Genomic DNA, 15,731 nt, shown 5'->3' with positions numbered 1-15,731 from the left:
AATTTGTAGATAATATGGATGTTAATTATCGAATTACATGAAAATGAGGATAGTATTAAGATAGTTTTAACAGATATAATGAATTTTCAAAATGGCAAATAGAAATTAAACTATAATATATACTTATCCTAAAAATTGAAATTTTAATGTTATGAAAATAGTGAGGTTGCATACTTTTTATGAAATAAACTATCTATATTTTTTAGTATTTTGCTATATTGAATTGAAGATTTTGAACATAGGTGAAGGAATCATATACATAGAATACATTTATCTTTTACCCAAGTAGACTTCATATTGGGCATTTCTATCACTTTAACAGGACATTTTTTGTATAAAGGCTACGACAAATACAATTATTTTTTAGATGGAATCTATCTGTTTTTCTCATTTCTTAATATTTATATTTCTATCTATTTTGTTTGGACTATGGATTATTTATTATCAAAAAATTTAAAAATGTAACAAAAAATGATATATAGAAATATAATAATATGAAACATATTGTTTATGGAGGTTGAGTATATGGAGTTAAAATGGAATATAGTTATTATTATAATTATACTTGCCTTACTCTTATATAGATGGATAATACAAAGAAAACAAGTTATTAATAATGTGTTACAAAGAAGTGATGAAGAAAAAATTAAAGATATTAATAATGCACTAGATCTATATGGTTTTGTATATGATAAAACTAATGATATTATATGTTCAAATATGTATCCTTGGCAAAGAGAAGTAGGATATTGTAGGTTTTATGATGAAGCAGCACCTACCTTAAATATGATTATTGATAGCGAGCCTATTTATTTTGAATATGATAATAGAAGATGGCTTATTGAACTTTGGAAAGGTCAGTATGGAATGACTACTGGTGGTGAAATTGGTATATATGTAAGTGAAATGGATTATATTAATATACCAGGTATTTTTTCAGGTCCTTTTTTCGAAGCTGTATCAGATGAAGAACTCATAAATATGGATTTTAAGCTTAAAATAAATGAAGAAGAATTATTTCAAAGACAAGATTATCATTGGTGGCTAACAGGTTTTGATGTAGGTGTATTTTCTAATCCTAACAACTTATCAATGGAAGTTAGAATAATTTTTCCAAATTCAATTATGAAAGGTGCATTTCTTGGTGGATTAAAAAGAGCAGGTTATAAAGAAGATGAAATTAAAATAGATAGGAATGTAATCTATTTTAATTTTGATAAACCTAAATCCAATCAACCATATAATCGTTATAAATTGATAATACCTTTTATCCAATTTATGAATAAAACTTATTGTAAGATATATAATTTAATTACTAAAGATTTTGAACGTACAATAGATAAAATTGACTTTTTACGATTATACTATCCTAATTTGTTCAGATTAATTGCAGGTAAAAATAGAATGAAAAAATTAAAAAAATCTTATAAAGTGATTTCATCTTATATAAGTGGAAATGAGATGAGAAGTAATGAGCATTTATAAACGCTTATCCAAAATCTATGAAAATTCTAAAGTTATTCCTTATGATTATTCTTCAAAATTTGTCATAATGAGTGATTGTCATAGGGGTAGCGGAAATTTAGGAGATAATTTTATAAAAAACCAATATATATTTTTCGCGGCACTTAATGACTACTATAAAAAAGGATTTACTTACATTGAATTAGGTGATGGAGATGAACTTTGGGAAAATAGATCTATGGAACAAATTATGGAAGTACACAGTACTACATTTGAATTACTATCTAAATTTTATGAGTCAAACAGAATGTATATGATTTATGGTAATCATGATATGCAAAAAAGTTATACAGAATTTTTAGAGTGCCATTATAAAGGATATTATTGTGGAATAAGAAAAGATATTTTTTCATTATTCAATTATATAAAGGCATATGAAGGAATAATTCTAGAAAATGAAGATAATAATCAACACAGAACTTTTCTTGTACATGGCCATCAAGGAGATTTAATTAATGATAGGCTATGGAAGCTAGGTAGATTTTTAGTTCGTTATATATGGAGACCACTAGAGATATGGGGATTTAATGATCCTACAAGAGCAGCTAAAAATTATAAAAAGAAAAATAGAATAGAACGACAACTGATGGCATGGTCAAAAGAAAATAACATAATGTTAATTGCAGGTCATACTCATAGACCTAGTTTTGCTAACTTAGATGAAGCTATGTATTTTAATTCAGGAAGTTGCATACATCCAACAGCTATTACAGCTATAGAGATTGAATGTGGTTGTATTAGCTTGGTGAAATGGAGTGTTATGACAAGAGAAGATAGTAGTATGTATGTAGGAAAAAAAGTTTTAAAAGGACCAGTAAAATTAGAAGATTATTTTGCAAAAAATATAAAAATAAAAAGTTTTTAAGTATTTAAAAGCTGATTCCTATATTGATAAGGAGTCAGCTTTTTTAGTATTAGTATTACATTAAAAAGGAAAAGTATTATGATATAAGAATGGCAAAATCAAATATAAAAGGTATTAATATTTTAGTTAATGCTTTAGGTAATTCTTTAATGAATGGACAGTATAATCTATATAGATATCCAAATATAGGTTTTTTATACATATTTTTTTAATCTATTTATTTTTTATTGTCATATTATAAGCAAATAGTATATATGGAATTTTTAAGGTAAATTATCTTACATAAATAAGAACCATTGTCTAGTATTTACATATAATATAGAGAACAATATTTATATCAGAAAAAGGGGAATCAACAATGGACAGAAATTATTGGCAAGATTATTGGGAAAATTATTACAAGTTTATGGCTGTATATCTTAGAGAGTTACAAAATGCATATCCTGATGCGGATATAAAAAATGAATACGCAGAAGTTGCTAACTTATTTGAACCTCCTATGTCTCTTGAAGATTACGAGGATTATGATGAATATGACGATGATAATGTCTATGCACAAACAGATAACGATCCAATTTTTACATTACCTGGTGGTGGGCAATCTCCTACTCCTTTTATATCACCTGGTGGTGGGCAATTTACTATAAATAATTGTAGGAGGATGGCAGTAGTTAGAATAGTAATGAGGAGAGGCTTTACTCCTTCTAATTTCTTTATGCTAGTAGATAGAGCTGATAGAAGAAGTATTCAAGGATTTAGGATAGCTTGTGAAGGTAGTAGAATTAGATTTGTACCAATGGCTGTAGAATATAGAAATATTAATCTTATAGAATGTGCATTTTAGATTAAATGTAATAATAGGGGAAATGATAATTTAATGAGTTATGTTGTGCTCATAGAGAGTATAGGTGACTTAAGTAATAAAATAGAAATAATAGTATAAGTTGATTGTGGGTTTGATTTTGCGAATCGTCTACAATATTGAAATCAAAGAAAAGATATTAGCTACTTAGCTAATATCTTTTTTTAGTATGCAAATATAAAGTATGATATTATAAAATAAAATATAAATTAGGGAGAATGGATATATGTACAAAGAGAACATTTTAGTAGTAGAAGATGATGTAGATATAAATAACCTAATAACAAAAACACTAGAAAAACAGAACTATAAAGTAACGCATGCATTTTCAGGTAGTGAAGCGCTGTTACAACTATCTATATCAGAATTTAAATTGATGCTACTAGATTTAATGTTACCAGGTATGAGCGGAGAAGAGATAATCAGTAAAATTAGAGATGAAAAAGAAATACCAATAATAGTAATTTCAGCAAAAACGTCTTTAAAAGATAAAGTAAATGTTTTGAATATAGGAGCGGATGATTATATAACTAAACCTTTTGAATCAGAAGAAATAATAGCTCGAATAAACTCACAGTTAAGAAGATATAGAAAGTATGAAATAAGTACACAATCAAATGAAATATACAAATTTAAAAATCTTATCTTAGAAGAAGAAACAAGAAAAGTAAAGGTCAAAGGAGAAGAGATACATTTAACTGGTCATGAGTTTGATATTTTAAGCATTTTAATTAAAAATCCTGATAAGGTATATTCAAGGGAATCATTGTATGAACAAGTATGGAAAAATGGATACTATGGGGAAGATAACTCTGTAAATGTTCATATTAGCAATATTAGAAAAAAAATTAAATCAGTATCACAAGATGAAGATTACATAAAAACAGTATGGGGAATAGGATTTAAATTAAATAATAATTAATAAAAATCTTTATACTTTCTTTAAACTTTCTTGAATATTTATTAAAAAAATTTTTATATCATAGTTATTGTAAGTTAGTTAATAAATGGTACTTAATACTGCTTAAATAAAGAGGGAGAAATATATGAAGGAAGTTATAAAAACGTATAATTTATCTAAGAAATATGGAAATTATGATGCATTGTTAGATGTAAATATTAATGTAAAACAAGGTGATATATATGGTTTAGTAGGTGATAATGGAGCAGGTAAGACTACTTTACTTAGAATATTATCTGGGCAGTCACATGCTAGTAGTGGTAGTTTTGAACTTTTCTCAGTTTCAGATGAGAAAGAATTAAATGAAGTTAGAAAACATACAGGTGTTATTATTGAATCGCCAAGTTTTTATCCTAATCTTACTGTTGAAAAAAATATGGAGTATTATCGTATTCAAAGAGGTATACCAGGAAAAGACAAAGTTATTAAAGCTCTTGAAGATGTTAATTTGAGTCATGCTAAAAAGAAAAAATTTAATCAATTATCTCTTGGTATGAAGCAACGACTAGGATTAGCTCTTGCTATTATGACAGAACCAGAGTTATTAATACTTGATGAACCAATTAATGGCTTAGACCCATCAGGAATTATTGAAATTAGAAATCTACTATTAAAATTAAATAAGGAAAAAAATATTACTATAGTTATATCAAGTCATATACTTTTAGAGCTATCAAATATTGCAACTTGCTATGGATTTTTAAATAAGGGAAGATTAGTCAAAGAAATATCTTCAACTGAACTTAATGAAAAATGTAAAAGCTATTTAGAAATTAAAGTTACTAATGCCAATAAGTTAACTGCACTATTAGAAGAAAAATTAGGTTATAGTGATTATAAGGTTTTACCTAATGATATAATACAGTTATTTGATAGAAATAGAGACCCTCAAAAGATAAGTGAGCTTATAGTTAAAAATGGAATTGGATTAAATTGCATAGAAGAAAAAACTATAAATCTTGAAAATTATTATATGTCATTGATTGGGGGATATTGCAATGCTTAATTATATAAAAAGTGAATTTTACAGAAATATAAATACTAAAGGAAATTATATATTTTTATTTGGAAGTATAGCATTTGTAATATTTATAAATGTAGCCTTAGGTTTATTTGCACAAAGCCAAGTGAATTTTTTGTATGGAAATACAAAATATTCTCTTAGTAGTTTTTATACTTATATGGGATTATTAATACTTATATCTATTTATTTAGTTTCATTAATTTTTGGTCAAGAATTTAAGAACTCTACACTTAAAAATTCTATTGCCTTTGGAATTTCAAGAAGTGAAATATATTTAGGCAAATTTTTAGTAGAAGTAGTAATTTGTACAATAAATTTAATATTAATTAGTAGTGCATATGTTATAGCTGCATACGTAATGCTAGAGGATAGCGGTATAGTATATTTAAAAGATTTTATACATGCAATAGTAGCATGCTTTCCACTGCTATTAGTTAGTATGACTGCTGCTCATTGTTTTTACTTCATATTTGATAATGAGAGTATAGCTGTGACATTTTGGTCAATTTTTATAGTATTTGTGCCACTATTAATATCAATGGCTGGACGTAAAATAGATATACTAGGTAAAATAGCAAGATGGCTACCTTGGAATATAGTTGGAAATGCTACATTTGACAGTAATACTAATCGAATAATCATGGCATGGAATACTACTGATGGTTTTGTAAGATGTTTTATAGTAGGATTTATAGGAGTTGTATTATTTTATACATTAGGATTAATTATGTTTAAGAAAAAAGAAATAAAATAGATAAAAAGGGGCGTGTGGATTATGGAATGAATGTTAGTAATTTTATTAATACCAAGTGTGTATTTTTCTGCACGCTTTTTCTTGCTTTCTAGAAATATTAAAACATCAGTTAAGGACTTTAAATATATTTCTGAAAATATAGATACAAATCGTAAACTTAAGTTAAATCATCCAGATAAGAATTTTGAGAAATTATTATCTGAAATAAATCAGTATTTAGAAGATACACAAGTAAATAAATTAAAGTACATAAAAAGAGAAGAAGAAATTAGAAAAGAAATCGAAAATGTTTCTCATGATTTAAGAACACCTTTAACTTCTATTAGGGGATATTTAGAGTTAATAAATGATGAAACTATTACATCTAAAGAAAAGAAAGATTACCTTTGTATTGTAGAAAAAAGAGCTAAGGTTCTTCAACATTTAATTCAGGATTTTTATGATTTAAGTAGGTTTGAAAATAATGATTATAATTTAAATATGGAAATTATAGATATTAATAAGGAGCTAAGAGAGCATATACTGGTATTTTATAATGATTTTGAAAAGAAAAATATTGAAGTGGATTTAAAGTTAGATGAAAATCCAGTATTAGTAAGGTTAGATGAAAGTGCTATTAAAAGAGTTTTTAATAATTTAATTCAAAATTCTATTAAGTATAGTAAGAGTCATTTTTGTATGTCAATAAACAATAAAGGTAGAGAAGTTATTATTGAGTTTAAAAATGATGTCCAAGATATTAATAAAGATGAGTTAAACTTACTGTTTAATAGATTTTATATGAAGGATAAATCAAGAAGTAGTGATAGTTCTGGTTTAGGTCTTACAATAACCAAGCTTTTAGTTGAATCTATGAATGGTGAAATTGATGTTGATATGGATAAAGAATGGATTATATTTAGAATAAAGTTTTTATCAGAGATATATTAAATATATGAAAAACTAATTACTTAAATAATTTTATCGTGGGTATGATTTTTGAGAATCATCTCCACCATTGAAATCCAAAAAACACATTGAGAATATTATCAATGTGTTTTTTATTTTATAAAGTAGTTAAGCTAGTCTAATATAATATATAATTAAACATAGGCAAATATAATATGATAATATATGGAGAAAAAGTATGTTTACTATAATGATAATAGAGGATAACGAACTAATAAGAAATGAAATTCATAATTTATTAGATTTAAACAGATATAAAACAATAAAGGTAAATGATTTTAATAGTATTACAAAGCAAGTGAAAGAATACAATCCAGATTTAATACTACTAGATATAAATTTACCAGATGAAGATGGCTTTAAAATCTGTACAGAAATAAGAAGTTTTTCAAAAGTTCCTATAATATTTGTAACTAGTAGAAATACAAATATAGATGAACTTATGGGAATAACATTAGGAGCCGATGATTTTATAACAAAGCCTTATAATACACAAATACTTCTAGCAAGAATAGCATCATTACTAAAAAGAGCATATCCTAACGAAAAAACAATAGATAATATAGAACATAATGGAATAACATTAAATATATTAAAAAGCACAATAGAAAAAAATGATAAATCAGTAGAGCTTACAAAAAATGAATTTAAAATATTACATTACTTACTTATAAACAAAGGTAAGATAGTTTCAAGAGTAGATATATTAGAGTATTTATGGGATAGTGCATTATTTGTAAATGATAATACTCTTACAGTTAACATTACGAGAATAAGAAGTAAGGTAGAGGAGTTAGGGGTAAAAGACTATATAATAACTAAAAGAGGACAAGGTTATATGGTATGAATATAAAAGATTATTTAAACAAAAGGATAGGTATAATTAGCTTAAACATTATATCTTTGATAACATTATCAATATTTTTATTTAGTGTAGGAAACCCTTTTAAAGTTATAAAAATAGTGGCAATAACATGGATTATAGTATTATTAATATATCTTTTGTATGAATATAAGGCTATAAGAAAACATTTTGATGAAATAAATAAATACATTGAAAACACAGATAAAAAATATTTACTAAGTGAAATAATAAAAGAACCTAAGTATATAGAGGCAATGCCATATTACTATGCTTTAAAAAAGGCGAGTAAATCTATGAGAGACGAAATAAACACAATAAAAAAACAAAGAAAAGATTATAAAGAATATATAGAAAAGTGGGTACATGAAGTTAAGACACCTATTTCAGCTATTAAATTAATAGAAGAAAACAATAAAACATCTACGTCAAGACTAGTACTTCAGCAGTTAGAGGAAATAGATACATATGTAGAACAAGCATTATTTTATGCTAGAAGTGAAGATGTAGAAAAGGATTATTTAGTAAAAGAAATATCTTTAGATGAGTGCATTAATAGAGTTATCACTAAAAATAAGCAAGTGCTTATACTTAATAATATAAATATTGAGATAGATGATATTAATAAAAGCGTATATAGCGATAGTAAATGGTTAGAGTTTATAGTAAATCAAATTATAGTAAATGCAATAAAGTATAGGAGAGATAACAATCCTACCATAAAGATATATACTAATGAAATAAAAAATGCAGTTGAATTAATTATTTATGATAATGGTATAGGAATACCTAGTTATGAAATAAATAGAGTATTTGATAAAGGATTTACAGGTAATAAAGGTCGCCTAAATTATAAATCAACAGGGATAGGATTATATTTGTGTAAAAATTTATGTGATAAGTTGGGGTTATTAATAAAAATAGAATCAAAAGAAGACAAATGTACAAAAGTTAGAATTATTTTTCCAAAAGGAAATTTTTCTAAATTTTAATAATTACCTCTTAACGTTACAATAACGTAACATTAATGAAAGGTTAAATCAAATCAAAACAAGGATAAATCATATAAAATAACCTTGAGGTGATAAATATGGGTGAAATATTAAAAATTGATAGTATAGAAAAATACTATGGAAATAAGGGAAATATATTTAAGGCAATTGATGATATAAGCTTTAATGTGAGGGAAGGTGAGTTTGTAGGGGTTATGGGACCTTCTGGTTCAGGAAAAACGACTTTATTAAACCTAATAGCAACTATTGATGAAGTAAGTTCTGGTCATATCTACTTAAATAATCAGGACTTAACTGAAATAAATAAAAAGAATATAGCTAGATTTAGAAGAGAAAATCTAGGATTTATATTTCAAGATTTTAATTTATTAGATACTTTAACAATATATGAAAATATAGCTTTAGCACTTACAATAAATAAAACTAATAAAAATGAAATAGACGATAAAGTAAAATCTGTAGCAAAAGAATTGGGAATAATAGAAATACTAAATAAGTATCCTTATGAAGTATCAGGTGGCCAAAAACAAAGGACAGCTTGTGCAAGAGCATTGATAACAAATCCAAAGCTAATACTTGCAGATGAACCAACAGGAGCTCTAGATTCTAGGTCGGCTCAAATTCTAATAGAGATGATATCAAGTCTAAACAAGGATTTTAATGCAACAATATTAATGGTAACACATGATTCGTTTACGGCAAGTTACTGTGATAGAATTTTGTTTATTAAAGACGGAAAGATATTTACAGAATTAGTAAAGGGAAATAATACACGAAAACAATTTTTTAATCAAGTATTAGATGTAGTTGCATTGTTAGGCGGTGATGTAAGGGATGTACGTTAAATTAGCCATAAATAATGCAAAAAAATCTATTAAAGATTACTTAATATATTTTATAACTATAACAATGTGTGTAAGTTTGTTTTATGCTTTCACATCTTTATCAAGTTCTAGTTATGAACTTATAACTGAGGATACTTTCAACTTTGAATCTCTAAAAAAGATGTTAAAATACTCAACTTATATAATTACAGCATTATTAGCAATACTTGTTGCATATGTAAGTAAATATATGATTAAAAGAAGACAAAAAGAATTTGCTACTTATATATTATTAGGAGCAGAGCAAAAGAGTATAGCACTTATGTTTTTTGTAGAAATGTTGATAGTTGGAATATTATCCATAGCATGTGGGATATTTATTGGAACACTTTTCTCACAAGTTGTTACAGCTATGGTATATATAAGTGCTAAACAAGAAATAGTATTTTCATTTAAACTTTATTTAGACACAGTTTTTATAACATTTATATTCTTTATAGGAATGTTTTTAGTAGTAGGTATTTATAATATTAGAGTTTTAAATAAGTTAAAGCTTATAGATATGATGAATAATAGTAAAATAAGTGAATTTAAGTTTAAAAAAAGTAAAAAAGTTTATTCAATAGTATTTTTAATATCTTTAATATTATATGGTATATTTATATATTCAATTAAATTTATTATAAATATTAAAAAAGGAATAAATAGCACTAATCATTTAATTAGTGCAAATCAAATGATGTTTGCAGAAGTTATTTCAATAGTTTCATTTATAATAGCAACTTATGCTTTATTTTACTCAATATCATATATTCTTATAAGAATAAAAGAAAAACACAAAAAATTTAGCTATGAAGGTACAAATCTTTTTTTATTAGGAACAATAGTATCTAAAATAAGAACAACTCCAATACTTATGGCTACTATATCATTAACATTTTTAGGTGCTTCAATAAGCTTTATACTTACATTATTAATCTCTCAGTGGTCTTTAGGGTACTTAGATTATAGACTTCCTTTTGATATAGAGTTAAGGAGTGAATATTCATATAGACCTGAGAAAGAGTACAGTATAAACAAAATAGAAGATATGCCAAAGTTTAATTATTCAGAGGTTATAGACTATCTAAAAAACTCTGGTTTAGATATTAATGAGTATGAAGAATTAGAAAAGTACTGTATAAATAAAGAAGATTTTTACATAAGAGATAATAGAGAAAAGCCTGCCTTAGCTATAAGTTTAAGTGATTTTAATAAACTAAGAAGTATGAAAGGTTATGATACAATAAGTTTAAAAAATGATGAATATACAACTCAATGGGATAATACTACTGATCAGCAAGAAATTGACAAGTATATAGAAGAAAATAAAGTTATAAATGTAGAAGGAAAAAGTTTAAAAGTTAGTAAAGATGCATATTATAAAGAAACTTTAGGAGAAGGTATATATAATTATCCTACTACAAATATTATTATATTACCTGATGATATATGTAAAGATCTTGTAAGTGCAGGGGTAGATTTATTTATTACATCTAATAATGAGCTAAGTTATGAAGAAGCTACTAAATTTGAATTAGAGTATATACCGAAGTGGTTTGAAGAAAATAATCCAGAATTAATGAAAAAATATGATAGATCTTATTATTTTATACACGGAAGAATTAAATCAGCAGAAACTAGTGAAATTATAAATTTTACTCTAGGAATGAGAATCTTAGGATTATATTTAGGTACAGTTTTACTTATGATAAGTTTGACAGTGCTTGCTCTTCAACAGCTTACAGATTCAATAGAACATAAAGATAGATTTAATGTTTTACGAAAACTGGGGATAGAAGAAAATGAAATTAATAAAATAGTATTAAAGCAAATAAGTGTATATTTTACTATTCCTGTAATAATAGGCATGATAGGATTTGTAGTATTTATATATAATTTTTATTTAATATATGAATCCTATATTAGTGCTTATATTGGAGATAGCATGTTTGTATTAAATATGAGTACAGGTATATTTATTATGGTAATGATTTATATAAGCTACTTTATTGGAACATATTATACATTTAAGAGAAATATAAGAAATTAAGAAAGGGATAATAAGAAAATTTAAAATATATTATCTATGATAGTTATATTCTTTTTAAATTCACTAAATAAGTATATTAGAATTTTTTGCTAAACAATAAATGCTCCAAAGAGTTTAACTCTACGGAGCGTTTATTGTTTAGTAGTGTGAAATAATTTAAATTAATAAGTATAATGACAACACATATATGTAAAGAGATTTATAAAAGATTTTTAATATAGAACTAATAATAGATAGGAGATTAATTATGGATAGATTAAGAAGAAAAGAATTATTACAACAATACAAAGAAATGAAGCCAGAAATGGGTGTATATATGTTTAAGTCTATAAAAACAAACATAGTTTATTTAGGTTGTGATAAAAATATAAAAGCAACTATAAATGGTGATAGATTTAAATTAAATTCTAATAATCATAGATGTAAAAAGTTGCAAAAAGATTGGAATGAAAATAAAGAAGAGAACTTTGAGATAACAACAGTAGAAGTATTACCTTATGATAAAGATGAAAGTAAGGTAGATTATAGTGAAGATTTAAAAATATTAAGAGAAATGTGTAAAGATAGATTTACAGAAGAAAATGTGGAAGAAATATAGAAATAGAATTTAAATCAGTTATAAAAAATTACTTTAGCGGATGAATTTAATAAGCAAGGTGAATTATTAGGTGAAAGATTTTAAGGTAATTGTAGAAACACTAGAAGAGTTAGGATGATCACTGTTAATCTCCTCAAATATTGAAATTTACGAAAACACATTGATAATTTTATCAATGTGTTTTTTATTTAATCATATTATTTTATAAATGAAAATAAGAAAACTAACAATATAAAAAATAATAACCTAGAAATAATTATCAAAGACAATTTTTAATAAAATAAGGATGCCTTTTTTCTACAACATATTTTATACACATATGTTCTTTGAAATCATCAAACTTCAAATGATATCGTTACCTCATAGAACAAAACAAAACGAAATAGGAGGTAGTAATGAAATACAAAATAAACACAGAAATAATAAAACTACAAATGTTAAGAAAAGGCTATTCAATAACCAAACTAGCAAAATATAGCAACCTATCAAAATCAACAGTATCATTTTTGGTGTACTGTATTTAAAATATAGAAAAATAGTGTAGTCTAAAATATTTAGTACAGTAGGTACACTATAGCTAATAAAATTTTATATATTTACTTAGTATGTATAGTTTTATAGTTTAGTAGATTGTTAATGTACTTAGTGTACATGCTTTTTTCACTAATGAAAAATAACTTGATAATAAAGGATATTATAGATTAGTAGTGAAAATAAATTAAAAATGATAAATTAGGAAGTTATTAGAGTATAATTTAAAAGTATAGAATATAAACTTATATTAATTAAGTAAAGAAATTAGAAAGGTTGGAACACAGATGATAAGAACAATTGTAAAAGATATATCATTTTTAAAACAAAAATCAGAACCTGCGACAAAAGAAGATGTAGATGTTATTAATGATTTAATCGATACATTAAGAGCAAATTTAGAACATTGTGTGGGTATGGCAGCCAATATGATAGGAGTAAAAAAACGTATATTGGTATTTACTGTAGGTAATATTATAGTTCCTATGGTGAACCCAGTTATATTAAAAAAAGAAAATCCTTATGAGGCTGAAGAAAGTTGTTTATCTTTAGATGGTTTTAGAAAAACAACAAGATATGAAACTATAGAGGTTGAATATCTAGATATAAATTTCAAGAAGCACAAACAAATATTTACGGGATTTACTGCACAGATTATTCAGCATGAGGTAGATCACTTCGAAGGTATAATAATTTAATAGATAATATTGTAAGCATTATTATATGGATTTTTCTATAACAATTATATAATGATATAACCTTTAAAGTATTTAAATTACCGCATGAATATGTGTGGTAATTTTTTTATTTTATTAATAATAAAAGTATAAGGGTTTTTATTGACATAAGTAGCTATAATAGTTACTATAGTTTTGTACAAAACAAATTTTGTATGGAGGTGTTTCCATGAAAAATAAAAATAAGCTTAAACTAGGCCTTGATATTAGTAAAATTCATCATATAATTTCAAGGAAGATGGATGCTTCTGTAATTAGTGCAATTGATGATAATTTAACTGTATCACAAGCTTATGTAATAGATTTTATTTCTAATGAAGGTAAAGATAAAGAAATATTCCAAAAGGATTTAGAAAAAGCATTTGATTTAAAGCGCTCATCTATTAGCTTGATGCTAAATAATATGGAAAAGAGTGATTTAATAGAAAGAGTACCTGTTACAGAGGATGCACGATTAAAGAAAATAATTTTAACTCAAAAATCTATAAAACTTTATGAAAAAATTTCAACTGCAATTGATTCAATTGAGGATAAATTATCAGAAAATATAACTCCAGAAGAAATAAAAGTATTTCAAAGTGTACTTGAAAAAATAAGAAATAGTTTAGAATAACCGTTTGAAATTTCAATAACGGTTATATTTATATAAATATTGTTTTGCACAAAACATAAATAAAAATAGGAGGATGATATATGTCAAAAGTATCTAACTTTACAGAAGGGAAGATATTCTCCCCTTTATTAAAATTTGCAATACCTATACTACTTGCACTATTTTTACAAACCATGTACGGTGCAGTTGATTTACTTATAGTAGGGCAATTTGGTAATGCAGCAGATGTGTCTGCCGTTTCAACAGGTAGTCAAGTAATGATGACTATAACTGTAATAATCACAGGGTTAACTATGGGGCTTACCATATTAATAGGACAAAAACTTGGAGAAGGAAATTCAAAAGAAGCTGGAAATGTTGTAGGAAGTGGTATTTCAATATTTGCTATTATAGCTATACTTATTACTGTTTTAATTGTTAGCTTTGCTTCACCTATTTCAACTTTTATGCATACTCCAAAAGAAGCTTTTGATAGCACTGTAATGTATATAAAAGTTTGTGCTTCAGGCTCTATTTTTATAGTAGCTTATAATATTATAGGAGGAGTATTTAGAGGATTAGGAGATTCAAAAACTCCACTTATTACAGTAGGGATTGCATGTGTTACAAATATTATAGGAGATTTAATATTTGTTGGAATATTTAAAATGGCTGCTACAGGTGCAGCACTTGCTACTATAATGGCTCAGGCAATTAGTGTTATACTTTCTGTAATAATTATTAAAAAGCGTGGACTTCCTTTTGAATTTTCTAGAAAAAGTATAAAGTTTCATAAAGGTTTAACATCAAAGATAATTAAATACGGTACTCCAATAGCTTTACAAGATGGACTTGTACATTTATCTTTCCTTGTAATTATGATTATAGGTAATTCAATGGGAGTAATTCCATCAGCAGGAATTGGTGTCGCAGAAAAACTTGTTGGATTTATAATGCTTATACCATCATCTTTTTCTCAAGCAGTATCTGCGTTTGTTGCACAAAACTATGGAGCTAAAAAATACCATAGATCAAGAAAAGTTCTTGTTTATGCAATTTCGGCTTCTTTATGTTGTGGAGTTGTAATGTTTTATATTACCTTCTTCCATGGAAATTTACTTGCAGGAATGTTCTCTAAAGATAAAGATGTAGTCTTAGCAGCTTGGGAATACATGAAAGCATACGGAATAGACTGTCTTTTAACTGCAATTATGTTCTGTATGGTAGGGTATTTTAATGGATGTGGAAAAACAACTTTTGTAATGATACAAGGAATAATAGGTGCTTTTGGGGTAAGAATACCAGTATCATATATTATGAGTAAAATATTACCAGTATCGTTATTTAAAGTAGGTCTTGCAACACCAATGTCTACATTTGTACAAATTATATTATGTGTAATTTACTTTATGATTTTATCAAAGAAGTTGTCAAAAGAAGAGACACCTGTAGATATAACTTATCAAGTACAAGAGCAGTAAATCTTTAATTTTAATAATTGAAGTACACGAATACCTATATCCTTTTGGATATAGGTATTTTTT

At 25.6% G+C, this 15,731-nt stretch carries 17 protein-coding genes; all 17 read left to right on the top strand.

Going from position 1 to position 15,731, the window contains the following annotated elements:
* Positions 1-525 precede the first annotated feature (525 nt).
* Positions 526-1,485: a DUF4474 domain-containing protein gene (locus I1959_RS08895; protein WP_195237995.1), complete on the top strand. Its 960-nt coding sequence runs from the start codon at positions 526-528 to the stop codon at positions 1,483-1,485.
* A 67-nt stretch (positions 1,486-1,552) separates the two neighbouring features.
* Positions 1,553-2,389, top strand: a complete 837-nt coding sequence (locus I1959_RS08890; protein WP_243240024.1) for a metallophosphoesterase — start codon at positions 1,553-1,555, stop codon at positions 2,387-2,389.
* Between the two features lie 358 nt (positions 2,390-2,747).
* Positions 2,748-3,233, top strand: coding sequence for a hypothetical protein (locus tag I1959_RS08885; protein WP_195237991.1), 486 nt, complete (start codon positions 2,748-2,750; stop codon positions 3,231-3,233).
* Between the two features lie 244 nt (positions 3,234-3,477).
* Positions 3,478-4,173, top strand: a complete 696-nt coding sequence (locus I1959_RS08880) for a response regulator transcription factor (RefSeq protein ID WP_195237990.1) — start codon at positions 3,478-3,480, stop codon at positions 4,171-4,173.
* Between the two features lie 124 nt (positions 4,174-4,297).
* Complete coding sequence (locus tag I1959_RS08875; RefSeq protein ID WP_092922660.1) at positions 4,298-5,218, top strand: ATP-binding cassette domain-containing protein; 921 nt, start codon at positions 4,298-4,300, stop codon at positions 5,216-5,218.
* On the top strand, positions 5,211-5,990 hold the full coding sequence (locus I1959_RS08870) for an ABC transporter permease (RefSeq protein WP_195237989.1): 780 nt from the start codon (positions 5,211-5,213) through the stop codon (positions 5,988-5,990). Before I1959_RS08875 ends, I1959_RS08870 begins: the two co-directional genes overlap by 8 nt.
* A 30-nt stretch (positions 5,991-6,020) precedes the next feature.
* Positions 6,021-6,920, top strand: a complete 900-nt coding sequence (locus I1959_RS08865) for a sensor histidine kinase (RefSeq protein WP_195237988.1) — start codon at positions 6,021-6,023, stop codon at positions 6,918-6,920.
* Between the two features lie 196 nt (positions 6,921-7,116).
* On the top strand, positions 7,117-7,785 hold the full coding sequence (locus tag I1959_RS08860) for a response regulator transcription factor (protein ID WP_166504760.1): 669 nt from the start codon (positions 7,117-7,119) through the stop codon (positions 7,783-7,785).
* Positions 7,782-8,792, top strand: a complete 1,011-nt coding sequence (locus I1959_RS08855; protein ID WP_195237987.1) for a sensor histidine kinase — start codon at positions 7,782-7,784, stop codon at positions 8,790-8,792. Before I1959_RS08860 ends, I1959_RS08855 begins: the two co-directional genes overlap by 4 nt.
* Before the next feature lie 98 nt (positions 8,793-8,890).
* Positions 8,891-9,658 carry an ABC transporter ATP-binding protein gene (locus I1959_RS08850; RefSeq protein WP_195237985.1) on the top strand — a complete coding sequence of 256 codons (768 nt, stop codon included), beginning with the start codon at positions 8,891-8,893 and terminating at the stop codon, positions 9,656-9,658.
* Positions 9,648-11,729, top strand: coding sequence for an ABC transporter permease (locus tag I1959_RS08845; protein ID WP_195237983.1), 2,082 nt, complete (start codon positions 9,648-9,650; stop codon positions 11,727-11,729). The genes I1959_RS08850 and I1959_RS08845 overlap by 11 nt, the downstream gene beginning before the upstream one ends.
* A gap of 247 nt (positions 11,730-11,976) precedes the next feature.
* Positions 11,977-12,327 (top strand): GIY-YIG nuclease family protein, encoded by a 351-nt coding sequence (locus I1959_RS08840; RefSeq protein ID WP_166504763.1) that lies wholly within the window; start codon positions 11,977-11,979, stop codon positions 12,325-12,327.
* Between the two features lie 319 nt (positions 12,328-12,646).
* Positions 12,647-12,805, top strand: a complete 159-nt coding sequence (locus I1959_RS15495; protein ID WP_243240023.1) for a hypothetical protein — start codon at positions 12,647-12,649, stop codon at positions 12,803-12,805.
* Positions 12,783-12,851 (top strand): hypothetical protein, encoded by a 69-nt coding sequence (locus I1959_RS15885; protein ID WP_442971100.1) that lies wholly within the window; start codon positions 12,783-12,785, stop codon positions 12,849-12,851. Before I1959_RS15495 ends, I1959_RS15885 begins: the two co-directional genes overlap by 23 nt.
* A gap of 273 nt (positions 12,852-13,124) precedes the next feature.
* Positions 13,125-13,556: a peptide deformylase gene (locus tag I1959_RS08830; protein WP_271893384.1), complete on the top strand. Its 432-nt coding sequence runs from the start codon at positions 13,125-13,127 to the stop codon at positions 13,554-13,556.
* Positions 13,557-13,764: 208 nt separating this feature from the next.
* Positions 13,765-14,208, top strand: a complete 444-nt coding sequence (locus I1959_RS08825) for a MarR family winged helix-turn-helix transcriptional regulator (RefSeq protein WP_195237979.1) — start codon at positions 13,765-13,767, stop codon at positions 14,206-14,208.
* 80 nt (positions 14,209-14,288) lie between these two features.
* Entirely contained in the window at positions 14,289-15,668 is a 1,380-nt protein-coding gene (locus I1959_RS08820) for an MATE family efflux transporter (RefSeq protein WP_195237974.1), read from the top strand.
* The last annotated feature ends 63 nt before the right edge of the window (positions 15,669-15,731 follow it).

The sequence above is a fragment of the Romboutsia sp. 1001285H_161024_C4 genome, assembly GCF_015550185.1.
Classification (GTDB): domain Bacteria; phylum Bacillota; class Clostridia; order Peptostreptococcales; family Peptostreptococcaceae; genus Romboutsia_C; species Romboutsia_C hominis.
Note: the sequence above shows the minus strand (reverse complement) of the source record. Positions and strands in the feature narration are given on the sequence as shown.

Bases quoted from the DNA above. Each gene is read 5' to 3' on its own strand.
- I1959_RS08875 (WP_092922660.1), top strand. From the start codon at position 4,298: ATGAAGGAAGTTATAAAAACGTATAATTTATCTAAGAAATATGGAAAT.
- I1959_RS08840 (WP_166504763.1), top strand. From the start codon at position 11,977: ATGGATAGATTAAGAAGAAAAGAATTATTACAACAATACAAAGAAATG.
- I1959_RS08825 (WP_195237979.1), top strand. From the start codon at position 13,765: ATGAAAAATAAAAATAAGCTTAAACTAGGCCTTGATATTAGTAAAATT.
- I1959_RS08865 (WP_195237988.1), top strand. From the start codon at position 6,021: ATGTTAGTAATTTTATTAATACCAAGTGTGTATTTTTCTGCACGCTTT.
- I1959_RS08860 (WP_166504760.1), top strand. From the start codon at position 7,117: ATGTTTACTATAATGATAATAGAGGATAACGAACTAATAAGAAATGAA.
- I1959_RS08845 (WP_195237983.1), top strand. From the start codon at position 9,648: ATGTACGTTAAATTAGCCATAAATAATGCAAAAAAATCTATTAAAGAT.
- I1959_RS08880 (WP_195237990.1), top strand. From the start codon at position 3,478: ATGTACAAAGAGAACATTTTAGTAGTAGAAGATGATGTAGATATAAAT.
- I1959_RS08885 (WP_195237991.1), top strand. From the start codon at position 2,748: ATGGACAGAAATTATTGGCAAGATTATTGGGAAAATTATTACAAGTTT.
- I1959_RS08895 (WP_195237995.1), top strand. From the start codon at position 526: ATGGAGTTAAAATGGAATATAGTTATTATTATAATTATACTTGCCTTA.
- I1959_RS15495 (WP_243240023.1), top strand. From the start codon at position 12,647: ATGTTCTTTGAAATCATCAAACTTCAAATGATATCGTTACCTCATAGA.
- I1959_RS08870 (WP_195237989.1), top strand. From the start codon at position 5,211: ATGCTTAATTATATAAAAAGTGAATTTTACAGAAATATAAATACTAAA.
- I1959_RS08855 (WP_195237987.1), top strand. From the start codon at position 7,782: ATGAATATAAAAGATTATTTAAACAAAAGGATAGGTATAATTAGCTTA.
- I1959_RS08850 (WP_195237985.1), top strand. From the start codon at position 8,891: ATGGGTGAAATATTAAAAATTGATAGTATAGAAAAATACTATGGAAAT.
- I1959_RS08890 (WP_243240024.1), top strand. From the start codon at position 1,553: ATGAGTGATTGTCATAGGGGTAGCGGAAATTTAGGAGATAATTTTATA.
- I1959_RS08820 (WP_195237974.1), top strand. From the start codon at position 14,289: ATGTCAAAAGTATCTAACTTTACAGAAGGGAAGATATTCTCCCCTTTA.